Raw genomic sequence first — 19,203 nt, 5'->3', positions numbered from 1 at the left:
ATTATGAGTAGCCAATAGGAATTCTGTAACAAAACCGAACGTTCGGGTGTCCGCATTTGACTTAGGTTTGATAAGAAAAAGTAAACGGTCAATTAATGTGTATGATTACGAATGAATAAAGTGTATGATTATTTGTGAATAATGACAATTATTTACAATAAAATAATTTTTTTAAAATTTATTTAGGGGGTACAGCTGTTTTAATTGACTTCACTTATATAAACCAAGAGTAACATCTTTTTTACAAATCTTTATCATGGAAAAAAACATTTCAGTTGAAGTGATTGAAAGATATCTGTCTGGAAATTGCACCCCTGATGAGATCAGGGAGGTATATCAATGGTTCAGATCATATGACAATATACCGGACAGCCTTGTCGGACTTCCGGATGATGAGAAGGCTATTGTTAAGGAGAAACTATTCGCACAAATTACAAGCGAGATCAACAACAGTGATAACATAGTACATCTGAATGTTAATTCCGTCAACAGTCAGGAGCCAAAAGAAAGGATTGACAGAACGCGGCAAAACATTGAGCGTAAAACTTATAGTTTATGGGCTAAAATTGCTGTAGCAGCCTCAGTTACACTCATCATAGGCTTTTTACTTTACCCGGTGCTCACTAACCGCCATAAAATTGCACCTGAAATAGCGAAGGCACAATTACATGATATTGCTCCCGGGGGTAATAAGGCTGTATTGACACTCGCTGATGGCTCTGAAATTATTCTGAATAATGCAAAAAAAGGATTACTAAGCCAACAAGGCAATGTTAACGTATCTAAAACTTCTGAAGGATTACTTGTTTATAAAGCCAATAGCGATGAGTCTGCCTCGGGTAATACGAAACTTAATACAATCACCACACCTAAAGGCGGACAGTATAAGGTGATGTTACCCGATGGGACCAAAGTATGGCTAAACGCGGTATCTTATTTGAGGTTCCCGACCAATTTTAGCGGTAATACGAGACAGGTGGAGATTGGCGGCGAGGTTTATTTTGAGGTAGCCAAGAATCGCGCAAAGCCATTTATCGTAAAGTCAAACAGAACCCAAATTACCGTTTTAGGAACCCATTTTAATGTAAATGATTATCCGGATGAGGCATTTGCCAAAACTACCTTGCTTGAAGGTTCAGTAAAAATAAATGGGAAGCAATCTGTTGGAATTTTAAAGCCCGGCGATCAGGCGTTGTTAAATGAAAACGATGAAATGAAAATTGCTGCAGATGTGAATGTAAAAGAAGCTGTAGCATGGAAAAATGAGATTTTTGATTTCAATAACACTGATATCACATCAATTATGCGGCAGGTAGCCAGGTGGTATGGCATTAACGTTATTTATACCGGCAAACCCGCGCCTGTTTTATATAAAGGAAGAATATCCAGAAATGTAAATCTTTCTGAAATGCTTGCCATGATAAAGTATATGGGAATAAATTACACACTTGAGGGGAACAACTTAACTGTAAAAAATTAAAGTGTAATTATTCTTCGGGCATTCAGATAAATGCAATTAAAACCAATATAATACAATTATAGTAACCTGATTTTTAACCTAAAATAATAAGCTTATGAGAGAAGAATTACAAATCTAATCCCCGCCCCTTAAAAGGTACCCATATTTTAATAGCCAGATCATTTGATCTTAGATATAAAAAAGCCGAAAAGCGTTCGAAGCACTTTCCGGCAGCATTTGGGTGCCTAAACCAATTGACAAATTGACATTATTACTTACCCAAACATTACAAATGTATGAAATTAAATCATAAGGCAATGCCCGTGGTATGGCCTGATTGTACCTCAATAATATTAACCATGAAACTCACTGCTATTTTTCTGATTGCAGCATTTCTACAAGTGAGCGGCAAGAGTTTTAGTCAGCAGGTGACTATACATCATAAAAACATTTCGATAGAAAAGGTCCTTCAGTTAATCGAAGATCAAAGTAGCTACCATTTTCTTTTCAAAATAAATGACCTGTCATCTTCACGGAATGTAGACTTAGAATTAACTAATGTTTCTGTTGAACAGGCGCTTGACCAATGTTTTAAAAACACGGCCTTTACTTATAAAATTATTAACCGTACAATTTTAGTAAAAAAAACAGTTGACCTGCCTGACCGCGCGGCTAACAATAGTTTTGTATTGCAAAAGATACAGGGTGTTGTAACCGATGAAAAAGGTGCTCCGCTTCCTGGTGTAACTATTAAGCTCAAAGGCACTACAACCGGTACCATTACCGATACCGACGGTAAATTTACGCTGGAAGTTTCGGACGCAAATAGTACATTGATTGTCAGTTTTATAGGATTTACCTCGCAGGAGGTTTTAACTAATGGGCGTAATGTATTAAACATCCGTTTAAAGGAGGCTCCTAAAGATTTAGGCGAGATAGTTGTTGTTGGTTATGGTCAACAACGTAAGGCAACGTTAACAGGTTCAATATCCACCGTATCTGGTAAAGAAATAACCCAAAGTCCTGCGCCAAACGTAGTAAGCTCCCTTGCGGGCAAGCTGCCCGGCCTGGTCGTAAATCAGCGTTCAGGACAGCCGGGGGCCGATGATCCGAGTATAATTGTACGCGGAGTTGCAACTTTCTACAATGGAGGTTCAGGCAGCGGTCCGCTTATCATCGTTGACGGCGTGGAGCGTACGATAATAAGCCGCCTTAACCCAAATGATATTGAAAGTATCTCTGTGCTGAAAGATGGTTCTGCCGCTATTTATGGCGCGCGCGCCGCAAACGGTGTAATTTTGATTACTACAAAAAGAGGGAAAAAAGGCAGGCCGGATTTTAGCTTCAGTTACAATTACGCACTCCAAAGCCCTACTAAAGTTCCCAAAGTTTTGGATGCGGCAACATTTGCACAGGTATATAACGAAGGTAATTTTTATCGGCAATCGACCGGTAGCACCTACACAACGCCACCAGGTTACCAGCCATTTTATTCAGATGCTGCTATACAGGCATACAGGGACGGTTCGGATCCGATTAATTTTCCGAATACCGATTGGGCAGGGGTTACCTTAAAAAACCATTCTTTCGTAAAAAACTATAACATGCAGGTTATTGGCGGTTCCGATAATGTACACTACCTGTTTTCATTCGGCAAACTGAAGCAGGACGGTGGCTACGTGCATGACCCTCAAAATTACACGCAGTACAATTTTCGCTCGAAGGTTGATGTTGATATTAACAAATATTTGAATATAGGCGCCAATTTATCCGGTACGCTTGACACTAAAGCATATAGTACAGTGGCATCAAATGTTCAATTTATTAATATACTGCAGGCAAACCCAACGATAACGGCGATTTACCCAAACGGACTGATCGGCCCGGGCCGGCTGGGTGAAAATCCTTTGCTGATTGACCAGCGCGGTTATGACAATATTAGTGAAACGCCTTTATATTCAACATTTACGGCCAGCTTCAAAGTTCCGCATGTTGACGGATTGAAGATCGATGCTTCCTATAACTATGACCTGGATAACGTGTTTGAGAAGCGCTGGAATGTACCCTACTTTTACTATCAGTACAATGTAAACACGAAAAACTATGACCGGATTCAAGGTTCAGCAACAGGGACAACTGAACTGACCGATACTTATTCGAAATATACTACGACATTAAGCAATATAAGAGTTTCCTATGACCATAATTTCCGCAACCATCACGTAGCAGCCATGGTTGGAAAGGAGCAGCAGCAGAATACTTTTTCGGGCGCCGATGCATACAGAAAGAATTTTTTGACCCAGGCCCTCCCGCAGATTAATTATGGCAGCAGCGTCCCGGCTGACCAGGCCAATGGTGGCTCGGCGAGTTCAAGTGCCCGCAACAACTATTTTGGAAGGTTTAATTACGATCTCGATGCCAAATATCTTGTGGAATTTTTGTTCCGTTACGATGGTTCCCCCATTTTTCCTTCTAACAACAGATACGGTTTCTTCCCGGGTGCATCAGTTGGGTGGCGATTGTCTGAAGAGAAGTTTATCAAAGACCGGTTTCCTTTTATAAACCAGTTGAAACTGAGGGCTACCTATGGTGAAATAGGTAACGACCGTGTGGGGACCTACAACTATTTACAAGCATATAATTTCGGACAAAACTATGTTTTCGGCAGTACCGATGCACCGGGTATCTATTCCAACGTGCTGCCCAACCCCAATATCCACTGGGAGGTAAGTAAGAAAACAGATTTTGGACTGGAGTCTGAATTGTGGAACGGTTTGCTGGGGGTAGATTTTACCTACTATTTGGAAAAAAGATCTAATATCCTGGCTATTCCAAACCTGTCAGTTAGCCAGGTATTGGGCTTCCCGGCTCTTCCTGCTGAAAATATCGGAAAAATGGACAACCACGGCTTTGAATTAAGTGTAAGCACCAGGAGTAAAATTGGTGAGGTAACCTATAGCATAGCTGCCAACTTAAACTATAACAGAAGCAAAATTATTTACCAGGATGAAGTTCCGCCACAGGAGCCATACCAGGGTTTTACCGGCCATCCTTTTGGAGCGGGAATGTATTATAAAGCTGATGGTATTTTTCACACACAGGCCGAACTGGACGCTTATCCCCATGATCCAAATACCAGGGTGGGGGATGTTAAAATGCTTGATTTAAATCATGACGGCAAGATAGATTCAAAAGATCAGTTCACTTTTGATGGCAGCGTTTTACCCAGATATACATTTGGTTTGAACATGAATTTTGCGTACAAAAGCTTTGACCTGAATGTATTCCTGCAGGGTCAGGCCGCCGCCTGGAATTACGACAATACATTTGCAAGTTTAGGTACAACCGACTTTGCCAACGCCGCTGTTGAAAGAGCACAAAATCGCTGGACTGTCAGCAATCCAAACGGAACAATGCCAAGGTCTGATGGATATCAGCCGGGCAACAGCACTTTCTATCTGTTCAACGCCAGTTTTGTCAGGTTAAAAACTGTCCAGTTAGGGTACACATTGCCTCAAAATGTGGTCTCAAAAATAGGAATGAACAACCTGCGGTTCTTTATGAGTGGCTTTAACGTCATTACCTGGGCTAAACAGATCAGTTGGGCCGATCCGGAACTTAATGGAGGTTATACCACCTATCCACAACAACGTATTATCAATTTTGGCGCTACCGTAAAATTTTAATTAAAAGTATTATGAAAAAACTATTATTGTTTTTCGCAATTGCTATATGTTTTTCTTGTAAGAAAAACATTCTCGATATCCCACCCAGCGACCGTGTTTCGGATGCTGCTGTGTGGACAGACGCAAATCTTATCCAGGCTTATGAAAACGAAATGTACAACGGCCTCCCTCACGGGTTTTATATCCATATGTATTCAAAGTACACCGATGAAGCTGTAAATACCGCGCCTTGCTGCGGGGCCAACATTTTCGGGCCGACTACTTACACGCCTGATAACATCGACCAGGCAGGTAGCGGCGATTTTTGGGGTGGTTATATGTATTACTGGACGCAGGGATATGTGTATATCAGAAAAGTAAACCTCTTCCTGGAAAAAATGAGCACTACTACCGTTAGCCTTCCTAATAAGGCCCGGTTGGTAGCAGAGGCCAAATTTTTACGTGCGTTTATGTATTTTAACCTGATTGAAAGGTTCGGCGGAGTACCCATTGTTACCCAATCGTATCCACTGGGAACTCAGGTAGACTTTAAGCGAAGTTCGTTTGATGATTGTGTAACCTTTATTGAAAAGGACATTACCGAAGCCATCACTGACCTGCCCGTAAGTTATGCCAGTACTGACGCTAACTTTGGCCGTGCCAGTCAGGATGCCTGTAAGGCCCTAAGTTCACGCGTTCTGCTTTATGCGGCCTCACCTTTGTTTAATACTTCAAATGATATGACGAAGTGGCAAAAAGCTGCTGACGCTGCAGCATCCTTATTGAGCAGCGGCTATTCGCTTTATCCAGATTACCAAAAGGAATTTATGCTTACAAGCGGTTCGCCGAACAGCGAATTGATCTTTGCCAGGGAGTTTACCACTACCAATGGCCACCAGACCCCAATGAATAACCTCGGCCGCCGTTACGGCGCATATGGAGGTTGGTGGGGGAGTAACGGCCCTTCCCAAAACCTGGTGGACGACTATGACATGACTAACGGTCAACCTCCTTTTATTACCGCGGCCGGAGGCGCGAAAACAATTAATCCCGCATCAGGTTATGCCCCTCAGCACCCCTACGAAAACCGGGACCCTCGTTTTGATGCAACCGTAATACATGATTCGACAATTTTCCGCGGCGATCAGTTTGCTATGTGGATAGCGCCGGATGGGAAAACTTTTGGTATGGACAGCTATACTTTTAGCAGCGATAATCCGAAAGGCGGATATATACTAAAGAAATTTATGCCTGATGACCCCACTGTACCACTGAGCTGGCAAACGACGTATACAACACCCTGGCCGTTTTTCCGTCTTGCCGAAATTTACCTGAATTATGCCGAGGCAAAATTAGCGCTTGGGGATGAAGCTACCTGCCGTCAGTACATTAATTTGGTAAGGGCACGTCCAAGTGTCAATATGCCGCCGATACCTCCCTCGGTTACCGGAGATGCATTAAAAGCAAGGCTTTATAATGAGCGTAGAATAGAGCTGGCTTTTGAGGGCCATCGGTTTTTTGATGTGCGAAGGTGGAAGATTGCGATGGACATAGAAAACAGGCCTATTATGGGCATGAATATCAGCCGGGATCCTGCAACCAACAAACAAACCTATACGCCGGTGGTCGAATTACAAAAGCAGTTTACCCCCAACATGTATTTGCTGCCTGTTGCAACCGCCGAACTTAGCAGAAACAAGAATCTGGGGCAGTCTGCAGGGTGGTAATTTCCTGCTACTTTTGATAATAAACCAATCTGGAAGCCATGATAACGGGCTTCCAGATTTTATCGCGGTCACCGTTTCAGCTCTAAAATTAACGGGGAGTAAATAGGCCCGCAACGAAGGTTTTAAGGTCCGGTTCCCTAAATTATGCTTGAGGAGCCGATTTATCTCCAATGCCCGATAATGAAAATACACCGTGTTTTGCTTCTGATCCAAAAGATGATCTGAAGCTGAGCGCCGAAAATAAAAACAGGCGTGAGATATGCACGGCCGGCCCGGAATAAGGTAAACAAAATGGAAGTAAACAACATGATGCCAATTATAACAGCAACCAAAACCGTTTCCATGTCAAAGAAGAATATTAGCCTTTTTGAATCACTGTATATGAAACTTAAATATCAAAAACTTGTAGTAGTTGCTTGTCTGTTTTTTCTTAATGGCAGCGTTTTTGCACAAGGGAAAAATAATTTATGGTACGACAAACCCGCTGCGAACTGGAACGAGGCATTGCCGATTGGCAACGGCTATATTGCTGCTATGGTTTTCGGCGCTACGCAACTTGAACAGCTGCAGCTGAATGAATCAACCATTTGGGCCGGAGGACCTAATAATACGGTCGATTCAGCAGCTAAACCTTACATTAACCAGGTCAGGGCCCTCTTAGCACAAAAAAAGTACCTGGAGGCTCAGCTTTTGGCCAACAAACAAGTGACTCAGAAAGGGAATGGCGGTATGCCGTATCAGTTGGCAGGTAATTTATACATCAATTTCCCCGGCCATAATAGTGTAACAGATTATAAGAGGGACCTCAACATTGAAAGTGCGACCGCCTCCGTAATTTATGTATACAACGGCGTGCATTATAAAAGGGAATATTTTACCTCGTTTACTGATAATGTTTTAATGGTCAGGCTGACAGCTGATAAACCGCGAATGGTCACATGTAATATTAAATTGCAAAGCCCTCTTATGAAAACCGTAGAAGTATCGAACGGTGATTTGGTTTTATCAGGATTAAGCAGCGATCATGAAAATCAAAAAGGCAAAGTGAAATTTGACGTCATGACCCGTGTAAAAAACTTTGCCGGCTCCCTCACTGCTGATACTTCAGGGATCAAGGTGAATAATGCAGATACGGCCATCATTTACTTATCGATGGCGACCAATTTTGTAAACTACCATGACATCAGCGCCGATCCTTTCAGTCGTGCGCAGGAATTTTTAAATAACGCTTACAAAAAGGACTTTGCAACACTGCTCCGGGCACATTCAGCTTTCTACCAGAAATATTATAACCGTGTTAAACTGGATTTGGGCTCCGGGGATGCGGGGAAATCTACTACTGATATACGTATTAAAAACTTTGCAAAGGGAAAGGATCCGCAACTGGCCGAGCTTTACTTTCAGTTCGGTCGGTATTTGCTTATTTCATCTTCACAACCGGGCTCGCCCGAGCCGGCTAACCTTCAGGGTATCTGGAACGGCGACCTGAAGGGGGCCTGGGATAGTAAATATACCATCAATATCAATACAGAGATGAACTATTGGCCAAGCGAGGTAACCCAGCTATCAGAGCTAAGTACACCGCTTTTCAACATGATAAGCGATCTGTCAGTGACGGGAAAGGAAACCGCCGGTGTAATGTACGGTGCGCGGGGTTGGTCTTTACATCATAATACTGATGTATGGAGGATCACCGGGATTGTTGACGGGCCTTTTTGGGGGCTTTGGCCAACCGGCAATGCCTGGCTTTGCCAGCACCTTTGGGAGCACTACCTGTTTACCGGCGACAAAACCTTCCTGAAAAAATATTATCCCATTATGAAAGGTGCCGCTCAGTATTTTGAAGACGTCCTGCAACCGGAAGCGGAACACAATTGGCTTATAGTGTCGCCATCAATATCACCGGAGCATGAATATATCGATGGTAAAACTCAGGTATCGGTTTCTGCCGGGGCCACAATGGATAATCAACTGGTTTATGGCCTGTTTACCAATGTCGCACATGCTGCCGCCGATTTAAACGAAGACAGCGCCTTTGCCGATAGTTTAATGAATTACAGAAAAAAACTGCCGCCTATGCAAATAGGCAGATACGGACAGTTACAGGAATGGCTGGATGATCTGGATTCTCCAACTGATCATCACCGCCATGTTTCACATCTGTATGGGTTATTTCCCGGCAATCAAATATCGCCTTTCCGCGATCCGCAGCTTTTTGCTGCTGCCAAAAACTCACTGGTTTACCGGGGCGATATTTCAACCGGCTGGTCAATGGCATGGAAAATTAATTTATGGGCCCGCTTACTTGATGGTAACCATGCCTATAAATTATTAACTGATCAGATTTCACCGGCAAATAACGAGGGACATGAGTCCGGTGGTACTTATCCCAACCTGTTTGATGCGCACCCGCCGTTTCAAATAGACGGAAATTTTGGCTGTACCTCAGGGATCACCGAAATGCTGTTGCAAAGCCACGATGGCGCTATTTACGTGTTGCCCGCCCTGCCGGATGTTTGGAGAAAAGGCAGTGTAACCGGCTTAATGGCCCGTGGTGGTTTTAAGATGGACATAACCTGGGACGATCATAAAATTACAAAGCTGGTTATTCATTCAGCGTTAGGAGGTAATTGCCGGCTTCGGTTAAATCAATTGGTGGTTAACAAACTGCTAAAAACAGCATCTGCACGAAACACAAACCGTTTCTATAGGACAATGGATATTAAAAAGCCAGTCATCAAGACCGATAATAGTAAGCTGGGCATACAGTTACCAAAAACATGGCTGTATGATTTTAAAACAACAGCGGGGAAAATATACAAGATAATATAGTATTGAATAAAACATCAAAGGTTAACATTTATGAGAATTTTTAATATAATTATATTAATAGCAAGCAGCCTTTTATCATCGCTACAGGTTTCGGCTCAGTCCTTCAATTGGATTAAAAGTAGTGACACGATTTTTTGGAAACTTAAAAGTGTAAATCTTCAAAAAGGGGCCGGTTCAGCTATTGATATTACAATTGACGAAAAAAAAAGTGGCAGTAAGTTTCAGTCATGGGGTACATGTTTCAACGAATTGGGCTGGGATGCGTTGAATCTGCTCCCAAAAGAAAAAAAAGAAATAGTTCTGAACCAGCTTTTCTCCCCGGATGGCGATATGCATTTTACAATAGGACGTTTTTCTATGAACGCCAATGATTACTCCCGTGACTGGTACAGTTGTGATGAGGTCGATGGTGACTTTCAATTGAAGTATTTCAATATTGACCGGGACAAAAAGGCCCTTATCCCATATATCAGGGAAGCCCAGAGAAGAAATCCCAAAATGACCTTTTGGATATCTCCATGGTCCCCACCTTCGTGGATGAAAGTCAACCACAATTACGCGGTACTGAGTGATGCCAAATACAATCAGCTATCACCGCTTTCCGAGGTTGTTCTTTATGAGAACACTAAGAAAAGAGACGAGCATGTCTTCCCTAAGCAGGTAACGGTAAATGATTATCTGATACAGGACCCACGTTACCTGCAAGCCTATGCTAACTATTTTTGCAAGTTCATTGACGCTTATAAAGAGCAGGATATTCCAATCAAAATGGTGATGTATCAGAATGAAGCTTATAGTTACACTGTTTACCCAGGCTGCGCCTGGACGCCCGAAGGTGCCATTCGTTTCAATACAGAATATCTGGCACCTGCCTTAAAAGCTAAACACCCGAATGTTTCCTTGTTTTTTGGAACAATCAACACCAATCGTTACGATCTTGTCGATCAGGTACTTTCAGACCCTCGTATGGTAAACACGATCCAGGGTATCGGGTTTCAATGGGAGGGAGGGCAAATTCTACCTGCTATCCGTAAAAAATATCCCCAATATCAGTATGTGCAAACAGAAAGTGAATGTGGTTGGGGGACTTTTGACTGGAAATCAGCCGAGCATACCTTTGATCTCATCAATAGTTATCTGGGTCATGGTTGCACAGAATATACGTTTTGGAACCCTGTTTTGACCGATAGTGGTACAAGTGGATGGGGATGGAAGCAAAACGCGCTTATCCGTGTCGATTCGCAAAACCAGACCGCTGCCTACACACCAGAATATTATGCGGTGAAACATTACTCCCGTTACATCACCCCCGGTTCCAGGCTGTTGTCGTTTAAAGAGGCTGGTAATGATAAGAAGCCCGTACTGGTTTTCCAGACACCGGAAGGCAAATACGTTATTGTTGCCGGTAACTTTAAGGATACCGCGCAGCGGTTGCGTATAAAAATTGGTTCAAAGGTTTTGGATGTTTCTTTAGATGCTCATTCTCTAAATACTTTTGAAGGGAAAAAAACTAAAGCAATTTAACCGTATAAATGAATGGTATTAAACGATAAACTGGGTCAAAATTTCCGACTGCCGCACGTTTAAAAATTCTGGCCGTTGCCTTCGGCCCGGGTCATTTACTCCAATCTTTTCAAAGGATTTCCATTACTATCCCTAACGGAGTTTTCGTTGGGGATTTTTATTGATGAGGGATTTCTCGTTAGTTTATCGCTCATTGTTAAGGATTTTTAATATATCCTCATATTTATAATAAAATATCCCGCCTATTTTAGAGTACCTGATCGTGCCTTTTGTTCTTAGAGTTTGTAATGTTCCCGGCGATATTTTAAGCATGTTTTTAACCTGGTAACTTTTGAGCCATTTTTTCGGTGCCTCACTTTTAGTGTTTAATAGATTCTTTATGTCTTCTAATAGTTTAGCCCTGAATAGTTCGAGGTCATCCTTAGTTATGATTTCAATTGCCATTTTGCTACGTTTATTACAGACCAAATTTCACCATCCCAGCCCGGTTTTGTTGCCCAGTTTTTCGGTACTACCGGAAAATTTAGTTTACATGATAGGGGAGTACTTTTACGCGATTGAATGGTTTAAATCTTGGTTAAAACTTGCAGGGTTCTCCCTGATTTTGTAAATTTGTCGACACTCAAAAGAAGAAGGAGACCAGTATTGGTACCAGCTTTGAGAAGCTCTTTGTAACATACTGAAATTCAATAGAATATAGAGGTTGATTATCGTCCTGCCATCCCGACTAAAGCGATACCAATCGAGTCGAAAACCCCTTAAATCGTATGATTTAAGGGGTTTTTCTTTTTATTTCAACCCAAGTTATTCAAGTAAAACCAAAGAAAATGAGACCTATTCGGTTACCCATTTTAATTTCCTACGTTTGGGTCACCAAAAGCATTGTAATGTATTGATAGTCAATTGATTGATTTGTTTATTTTGACCTGTTTTGATGTGGTTTGAAACCTGTTTTTTGCTCAAACCGGTGCTCCTTTTCAAAGGGGTATATCAAATCAGTCAAAACCATGCTTTTGTAAATTTTTAACCAGAATAACTATGAGTACCACAAACAACACTTTTGGCGTTGCTTTTTATCTTAAAAAGCAAAAGACCACCCAAGCGGGAAAATCACCTATCTATGCAAGGATTACCGTAAACGGCAAGCGTATTGAAATATCCGTTAAACGCTCCATTGAAGAAAATAACTGGAACGCCATTAAAGGAATGGGAAAGGGAAGCCGGGAAGAAATCATCAAACTGAATAAATACCTTGACCAATTCAAGGCTGGAATTATAGACAGTTACCAGCAGCTTTTGTTGCAGAAGAAATTTATTACCGCAGAACTTTTAAAAGGGAAAGTTACAGGGGCCGACCAGTCCGAATTTACGCTATGTAAGTTAATGGACTATCACAATGCGGAACAAGGACAAGTATTGGAGCCAGGCACAATGAAAAATTACTATACCACCCAAAAGTATATTAAGGAGTTTATTAAAGAGCGTTTTAGGACAAGCGATAAATACTTATCGGAGTTGAGTTATAAATTTATTACGGACTTTGAGTACTACCTGCGCAACAGAAAGCCGGAGAAAGGCCAAAAAAACCTGAATAATAACGGCCTGATGAAACACATGGAAAGGTTTTGCAAGATGATTAATCTTGCTGTAAGGTTGGAATGGATAGTCCGCAACCCCTTTCACGCTTACCAGTTAAAGTTTGATAAAGTAGAACGTGAATATCTGACCAAAGAAGAACTGGCGAGGATTGAAGCCAAGAAATTCAATATCGTGCGGTTACAAGTCGTTCAAGATCTTTTTATTTTCAGTTGCTATACAGGACTGGCTTATATAGATGTATTTAATTTAGCACCTGCCAACCTGATAGAAAAATCCGAGAATAATATTTGGATCATGACCAACAGGCAAAAGACCAATGAACCGGTAAGAGTACCGCTTTTGCCCAAAGCCTTAGCGATCATCGAAAAGTATAAGAGCCATCCCCAAGCGTTGGCAGAAGGTAAAGCGCTACCGACATTGAGTAATCAGAAATTGAACAGTTACTTAAAAGAAATTGCTGATATGTGCGATATTATGAAGCCGCTGACCTTTCATATTGCCCGGCATACATTTGCCACAACGGTAACCTTAACCAACGGTGTACCTATAGAAACGGTAAGTAAACTGCTAGGCCATGCCAAACTGCCCACCACGCAGATATATGCTAAAGTAATAGAGAACAAAATACAAGATGATATGGCACAGCTATGTAAAAAGTTGCAGGCATAACAATTATTATCCTTATTAAGCCTTGTACTAAAAGATGCAGGGCTTAATTTTAACAGGATAAGATATTATAGCCATCATCCCAATGCCAAAATTAAGCCTTCTATGTTGTGGAAATACTACATAAGGACATTCTTACTTGCCGAAATGATGCGTCCTTTATTTAACGAATTATGATAGGTGCAGGCAAATCGATTACCCTAGCGAAGCTTTCAGGATACTCTTTAGCCCCACCGAGTGGAACTTCTTCTTGATCAATCGGTAATAATCTCGCTGACCTACTCCAACCAATTACCGCATCCCGGATAACATCCTTGTCATCGCCCAGGGAAAAGTCTTCGGGATTTGTCGCCATTTTGGAGAGCTCATCTACACAAGGCTTTAAAATGGCTCTGGCGATAGAAGCAACCGCTCCAGAAGGCAGGGGTGTGGTGCTGTGTGATTCAATAGTGGAAGCCAGATGGTCAACTACCTGGTCAAAACTTTTGCCTTCGGCTACCCCGTCTAATAAGGATGCGCAAACAAAATCATCTAAAAGCTCCCTGGTTTTACTATCCGGTAAATTTGCTTCGGTTTGTTCTTCCTTCTTATTTAATTCATTTAAAAAGGATTCAACGCTTTTGTCAGCCAAAGCCTTCATTGTTGAAATTGTAGTTTCCTGGAATTGGTATGTTGCCATAAAATGGGTTTTCAAGGTGAAGTAATATGGTGAAAAGAAAAGTGAACGTTTTTTGAGATAAGTATCAAAAGTGAAAGCACGCCTGAAACAACCACCCCCAGGTGGTGCAATTCCTACTAATCACGTGCTCGACACTTCTGAGTTATTGCTACTAAATTTCAGTACTCCCAACGCTGAAACTGTAATCAAAATTCCTGTTGATGCCATGCCAAAAAGGAACACTCATAGCTGGTGCACTATCAGCTTTTGATTTGTGATCCGCCATATAAACATAAATATGAACCTTTGAGACATCGCTGTTTTTGCATATTAATCATTCCCAGGTTCCGGTACAATTGGCAGAATTGATGGATTACCAATTTCAGGCAGTTTATTTCCACCGCCTACAATTGGCAGAATTGATGGATTACCAATTTCAGGCAGTTTATTTCCACCGCCTACAATTGGCAGAATTGATGGACTACCAATTTCAGGCAGTTTATTTCCACCTCCTACAATTGGCAGAATTGATGGACTACCAATTTCAGGCAGTTTATGTCCGGGATCCACCGGAGGAGGGGTAAATGCAGGTTGCTCCTCAGTTAATTTTTCCCCTATAGGATTATGCTTGCGGTTTTTCATAAAATAGGATTTGTTTACATAAAGGTAACGTTTTTTGATAACAATTTTCCATGAGCAGCCGAAGAGCTTTACAGATCAAAATTCCCTATGATATCAACAGCGAACTCCCCCAACTATAAGGTAGGGTCTAACTCTTGATACTGATTAGCTTTAGATGTATGGTACTGGAGACAAGTGTAGGTAGTAAGGACATACAGCTTTTGTTTCTTTTGGGTATTAAAAGCATAAAGAAGGGCTTTGTAAGAGAAAGTAAAATAAGGAATGTGCATTCCCGCTCTCCTTTTTATTATTTACTTTTCATTGGCGTTTATCCAGAATTTCAAAATATAGGACATGGTAGTAAATTACTAACCGAACTAATTAAGGACAGTGAGGCTCGTAAACTCCCCATATATTTGGAAACATACCTACCCCAAAATATAAAGCTGTATAAGAAACACGGATTTGAAGTTTATCATGAACTTGATTTTGGATTTCCGGTGTTTTGTATGAAAAGAAACTAATCCCCAAAAGAATGTTGTATGGCACAGCTTAGTAAGCGATTGTAAGTGTAGCCATAAAAGCAAAAGTCTAAAGCCAGGCCCTGTACCGAAAAGTGCAAGGCTTTATTTTTGTACTAAAACCAAAATAATAAATTGTAGTTGAAGCATATAGTAGGAATTAATACCGAAACCATGCCCAATAAATATTTTAAACCACACGAGGCCTTTGATCTACACCCACACAAATATGATGTTGGCATATTTACAGGGTTAAAAAAAGGCTATGAAGATAATCTTTTCATAAAGAAACTATTTACGCTGCCTGAACAGGAATACGTAGATTATTACCAATATCACCTAACTTATTTCTTGGGAAAAGAACCGCAAGGCGAACAGGTGTTTTTTTCTTTTGTCTGGGAGGTAGTTTTAATACGTATCAGATACTTAGAAACCAAAGACCCATTTAATTCGAGCCACGCGACCGACATGGAGCTGCTGGCCAAACTCACGAGCTTTCAAAAGTATCTCCGTTCCATTGACCAGTGGAATACCCAAAAGACGCTGCCTGAAATTATTGCAGATCAGCAGGAAGAAATCAGAAAGCAACAAGCAGAAATAGCAACATTAAAAGAGGATTTAAAAGCAGCAAGAAAATTGGAAACCGATGATTACATTAATATCGCTGATGGTTACCTGTTAAGTTTTTTAGATATCTGTCTGCAAACACAAGAAGCCTTATTGCCGGACAATAGCAAAGAACTCGTTTTCTCTCAAACGCAAATCGTATGGAGTAAAATGATTGCCAAGTATTTCAGGGAGGGTAATAACGAGATCAGCCTGGAAACCATTCGCCGTTATTTCCCGGCAGATAAAAACAACCCTGGCACCAAGTATGCTAAAATACCACCGGAACTGAAGCTGTTTCAGCTCAAACCTGCTCGAAAACGCAGTTAAAAGTTGCATAACTTAATCTTATCAATTCCATCTTTCGGTAAACCATAACGACTTAAATTTCAATCAAATACAAGCTTATTGTAGCTTGCTATGAACACCCTCAATTTAACCATGCAAATCTGCGTGGTCATGCACACGTTGCTTTTTTATTTTCATTTGTAGCATGGAGATCATTAACCACGAAGCCCTAAGTCGGTGCATCAGGGATGCAGTCCGGGCAGAATTACAAGAACATTTTAAAACAGGCGGAAGCCCGCCGCATGATGAACGGCTATTATCCAAACAGGAACTGTCCGAAGAATTAGGCGTGTCATTGGTAACACTCACGGCCTGGATGAAGAAGGGCTTGCCCTTTCTTCGGCTGCATAAACGGGTATATTTTAAAAAAAGCGAGGTGCTCAAAGCCATGCAACAAAAAACTAAAGATTAAACAGGGAGGTACAAGATGAATGAAACAATCATCCCAACAGGGCGGTGATATAAATGATCGCCAAAAAACAACGAGCTATTCTGGAAATTAGGCAGGGCTGCAAAGAAAATCAGGTGTCACCCCTTAAAAGTCCCCAATAAATCAAACAGCACATGCCCAAATTGCGCAAAGGCTATTTTAAATATTAATCATAAACATATAATTATGACAGCAATCGATTTAATCACCAAAGAAGATTTAAAGCAATTTAAAAACGAGATGTTAACCGAGATGAAGCATCTCCTCAAACCCGGACAGGGACAAAGTAAGCAATGGCTGAAAAGCTATGAAGTGAGGAAACTATTAAACATATCACCCGGCACCTTGCAGAACTTACGGATTAACGGCACGCTTCGCTACACCAGGATCGGTGGGCTTCTTTATTACAAGTTGGAGGACATTCAAAACCTTTTGGAAGGAGGTGCAAAGTGAAGACTGCACCCAGGCACACAACATCGGGCGGCCGCACTAAATGGACAGTAGGAAGGTATTGAGCCAATAAATAAGCAACTATGGAAAGGTCAAATGAAAAGAAAAAGGACATCATCGATGATGTGATTGAACAGTCCGTTCAAAAAAACAAATCTTTGCTGGAACAGCAAGCCGCCTCCAGGGACACACTGCCGGAATATCCGGAGGTTTATATACCCGACTATAGTAAAGAGTTCAGACAGATAAACGAGCAGTTGAACAAGTTTAATCAAAACTATGAAAAAGAGAATATTAGTCGGCTGTTTGAGCAAATAGATAAAAAAATAGATCGAATGCCGGATGTTATTCCGGTTAGGCACCATTTAGATCCTAAATCCCAATGGGTATTAATCATATATTTTATCCTTATCGTCGGGGTTGCTGTATTGACCGGAACAACCATCGGGTATGCCACGGAATCGTATCTGCTTAAAGAGCAACTTAAGAGCAAACAAGCCCTGTCAGACGACATGGGCCAGGCTAAGGACGAAAAATTCCAGAAAAACTTGCCGGTAAGATCGAAGATGAAGAAAAAGCGGCGTGCCCATAAGACAGAGCCGAAAAAAACAAGCTATTAACCAACCAAATTTGTAATATCATGAGTAAATCCTTAAATTTGAGTGCATTCGCTGAAGAAGGCAAAATTAGTATTTTTGTCAACTCCAGCCAGGAACCAATGGGTGTTCTTATACCGTTAAAACAGTGGCCAGAGATCGCACCTGCAATAGCTAAAAATTGTGAATTGTACCGGCTTATGGAGCAGTTAACTTACAAACCGATTTTTGAATGTTCTTTGCAAGAGCTTCAGGACAGGTTACGCCCGGAAATTCAAAGAGTCGAAACCGAGCATCTTAATGCCGGTCAATACAATGTCTACCAATATACTAACGGCGATAATTCCCCAAAACAATTTATCCGCCAATATGCCGACAGGCGCGAATTAGTGGAAGTAGACGCCAAGACAGGACAAAGCCATATTCTCCAAAGGAAATTTTAATGGAACAGCCAAAACTGTTTGTTTTTGCCGGCCCTAATGGTGCAGGTAAAAGCACGCTGTCCGCCACTATGCTGCCTTCGGGCACGCCAGTGTTCGATGGCGATAAAGAACTAGCACGATTACGGCAGCAATTTCCCGGACTTGATAGCGGAAACCTGTATGATGCAGTAAATGGTCATATTTTTGCCAACTGGAAAGAACAAGTACAGGCAAAACGCATGGATTGTGCATTTGAAACAAATTTCAGATCGGCAGATGTAATGAGTACGGTTCAGGAATTTAAAGACAAGGGATATCAAGCACAGCTTATTTATTTTGGGCTCGATAGTTTAGAAGCATCTATCGAGCGTGTTCATGCCAGGGTTGCAATGGGTGGGCATGCCGTAGCGTTGGATAACATAACCGCAAACTATAACGAAGGATTTAAAAACCTGGAGAAACATTTTGAGGAATTTGATAACGTGCTTTTGGTAAGGAGTTTCACCGAGGATAATCAGCAGCGTTTGAAACTTCATCCTTATTTAAAGATTGAACAGGGGCAGGTTAAAGAACAAGCTGAACAAATACCCGACTGGGCAAATAAGCTGGTTCGGAGGATCGAACAGAAGCAACAACAAAGGCAATCTTTAATACAAAAAAAAGACAGGGACCCCGGAGAAGATTTAGATCAGGGCTATGACCGGGGCCCGTCAATAGGCCGATAAATGGCCAGTCGCACGTACAAGGGGCTTGTGTACGGCTGGTCAGGGAGATTGGCGTCCTGTAAATAAACAGGGGCTCTGCACCCGGCTATCCTCAAAATTCGCTTGGAGATTTCTTTAAAGCCTTATCAGGACAAGACATCCCCATATATATAAAATGCTGTTTTCGCTATGCCAATAAACCTGTTAGCATATATGAAAAATATTCACACTCCATATAGTATTTATAAGCGCAGACGAACGTCCAAAAAAGCAATTTTTTTGGAGCGAGCGGGAGTCAGGTTGTACCTGACTCTTCCGCTCGCCCTGCGGGGCCAGGGCTGTTTTTAGTATACTGGAAGTATATTTTACCGATTA

At 41.5% G+C, this 19,203-nt stretch carries 16 protein-coding genes; 13 read left to right on the top strand and 3 right to left on the bottom strand.

What is annotated here, in order from left to right:
- Window positions 1-256 precede the first annotated feature (256 nt).
- The 5 genes from BLR84_RS05935 (at window position 257) to BLR84_RS05915 (ending at window position 11,207) form a co-directional block, all read left to right on the top strand.
- Window positions 257-1,480, top strand: a complete 1,224-nt coding sequence (locus tag BLR84_RS05935; RefSeq protein ID WP_090465928.1) for a FecR family protein — start codon at window positions 257-259, stop codon at window positions 1,478-1,480.
- Window positions 1,481-1,818: 338 nt separating this feature from the next.
- Window positions 1,819-5,145, top strand: a complete 3,327-nt coding sequence (locus BLR84_RS05930; protein WP_090467588.1) for a TonB-dependent receptor — start codon at window positions 1,819-1,821, stop codon at window positions 5,143-5,145.
- Window positions 5,146-5,156: 11 nt separating this feature from the next.
- Window positions 5,157-6,851: a RagB/SusD family nutrient uptake outer membrane protein gene (locus BLR84_RS05925; protein ID WP_090465925.1), complete on the top strand. Its 1,695-nt coding sequence runs from the start codon at window positions 5,157-5,159 to the stop codon at window positions 6,849-6,851.
- Window positions 6,852-7,232: 381 nt separating this feature from the next.
- Window positions 7,233-9,683 carry a glycoside hydrolase family 95 protein gene (locus tag BLR84_RS05920; RefSeq protein ID WP_176851964.1) on the top strand — a complete coding sequence of 817 codons (2,451 nt, stop codon included), beginning with the start codon at window positions 7,233-7,235 and terminating at the stop codon, window positions 9,681-9,683.
- A 30-nt stretch (window positions 9,684-9,713) separates the two neighbouring features.
- Window positions 9,714-11,207, top strand: a complete 1,494-nt coding sequence (locus tag BLR84_RS05915) for a glycoside hydrolase family 30 protein (RefSeq protein ID WP_090465923.1) — start codon at window positions 9,714-9,716, stop codon at window positions 11,205-11,207.
- A gap of 183 nt (window positions 11,208-11,390) precedes the next feature.
- Here BLR84_RS05915 and BLR84_RS05910 read toward each other — a convergent pair whose 3' ends face one another.
- Window positions 11,391-11,651, bottom strand: coding sequence for a helix-turn-helix domain-containing protein (locus BLR84_RS05910; protein WP_090465920.1), 261 nt, complete (start codon window positions 11,649-11,651; stop codon window positions 11,391-11,393).
- Window positions 11,652-12,245: 594 nt separating this feature from the next.
- Between BLR84_RS05910 and BLR84_RS05905 the strand changes: the two genes are divergently transcribed.
- On the top strand, window positions 12,246-13,475 hold the full coding sequence (locus BLR84_RS05905; protein ID WP_090465917.1) for a site-specific integrase: 1,230 nt from the start codon (window positions 12,246-12,248) through the stop codon (window positions 13,473-13,475).
- A gap of 160 nt (window positions 13,476-13,635) precedes the next feature.
- On the opposite strand, the gene BLR84_RS05900 is transcribed toward BLR84_RS05905, so the two are convergent.
- Complete coding sequence (locus BLR84_RS05900; RefSeq protein ID WP_090465914.1) at window positions 13,636-14,151, bottom strand: hypothetical protein; 516 nt, start codon at window positions 14,149-14,151, stop codon at window positions 13,636-13,638.
- A 309-nt stretch (window positions 14,152-14,460) separates the two neighbouring features.
- Entirely contained in the window at window positions 14,461-14,772 is a 312-nt protein-coding gene (locus tag BLR84_RS05895; protein WP_090465911.1) for a hypothetical protein, read from the bottom strand.
- A gap of 158 nt (window positions 14,773-14,930) precedes the next feature.
- On the opposite strand from BLR84_RS05895, the gene BLR84_RS05890 reads away from it, so the two are divergent.
- The 7 genes from BLR84_RS05890 (at window position 14,931) to BLR84_RS05860 (ending at window position 18,849) form a co-directional block, all read left to right on the top strand.
- Window positions 14,931-15,275, top strand: coding sequence for a GNAT family N-acetyltransferase (locus BLR84_RS05890; RefSeq protein ID WP_090465908.1), 345 nt, complete (start codon window positions 14,931-14,933; stop codon window positions 15,273-15,275).
- A 138-nt stretch (window positions 15,276-15,413) separates the two neighbouring features.
- A complete protein-coding gene (locus BLR84_RS05885) occupies window positions 15,414-16,208 on the top strand; it encodes a hypothetical protein (RefSeq protein WP_090465906.1) in 795 nt (264 codons plus the stop codon).
- 163 nt (window positions 16,209-16,371) lie between these two features.
- Window positions 16,372-16,638: a helix-turn-helix transcriptional regulator gene (locus BLR84_RS05880; protein ID WP_090465903.1), complete on the top strand. Its 267-nt coding sequence runs from the start codon at window positions 16,372-16,374 to the stop codon at window positions 16,636-16,638.
- A gap of 204 nt (window positions 16,639-16,842) precedes the next feature.
- On the top strand, window positions 16,843-17,109 hold the full coding sequence (locus BLR84_RS05875) for a helix-turn-helix domain-containing protein (RefSeq protein ID WP_090465900.1): 267 nt from the start codon (window positions 16,843-16,845) through the stop codon (window positions 17,107-17,109).
- Between the two features lie 80 nt (window positions 17,110-17,189).
- Window positions 17,190-17,726 (top strand): hypothetical protein, encoded by a 537-nt coding sequence (locus tag BLR84_RS05870; RefSeq protein WP_090465897.1) that lies wholly within the window; start codon window positions 17,190-17,192, stop codon window positions 17,724-17,726.
- A 20-nt stretch (window positions 17,727-17,746) separates the two neighbouring features.
- A complete protein-coding gene (locus BLR84_RS05865) occupies window positions 17,747-18,145 on the top strand; it encodes a hypothetical protein (RefSeq protein ID WP_090465894.1) in 399 nt (132 codons plus the stop codon).
- Complete coding sequence (locus BLR84_RS05860; protein ID WP_090465891.1) at window positions 18,145-18,849, top strand: zeta toxin family protein; 705 nt, start codon at window positions 18,145-18,147, stop codon at window positions 18,847-18,849. The genes BLR84_RS05865 and BLR84_RS05860 overlap by 1 nt, the downstream gene beginning before the upstream one ends.
- The last annotated feature ends 354 nt before the right edge of the window (window positions 18,850-19,203 follow it).

The sequence above is a fragment of the Mucilaginibacter sp. OK268 genome, from assembly GCF_900103125.1.
In the GTDB taxonomy this organism is placed as follows: Bacteria; Bacteroidota; Bacteroidia; order Sphingobacteriales; family Sphingobacteriaceae; genus Mucilaginibacter.
The sequence above is the reverse complement of the archived record's forward strand: the minus strand, read 5'-3'. Positions and strand labels throughout refer to the sequence as shown.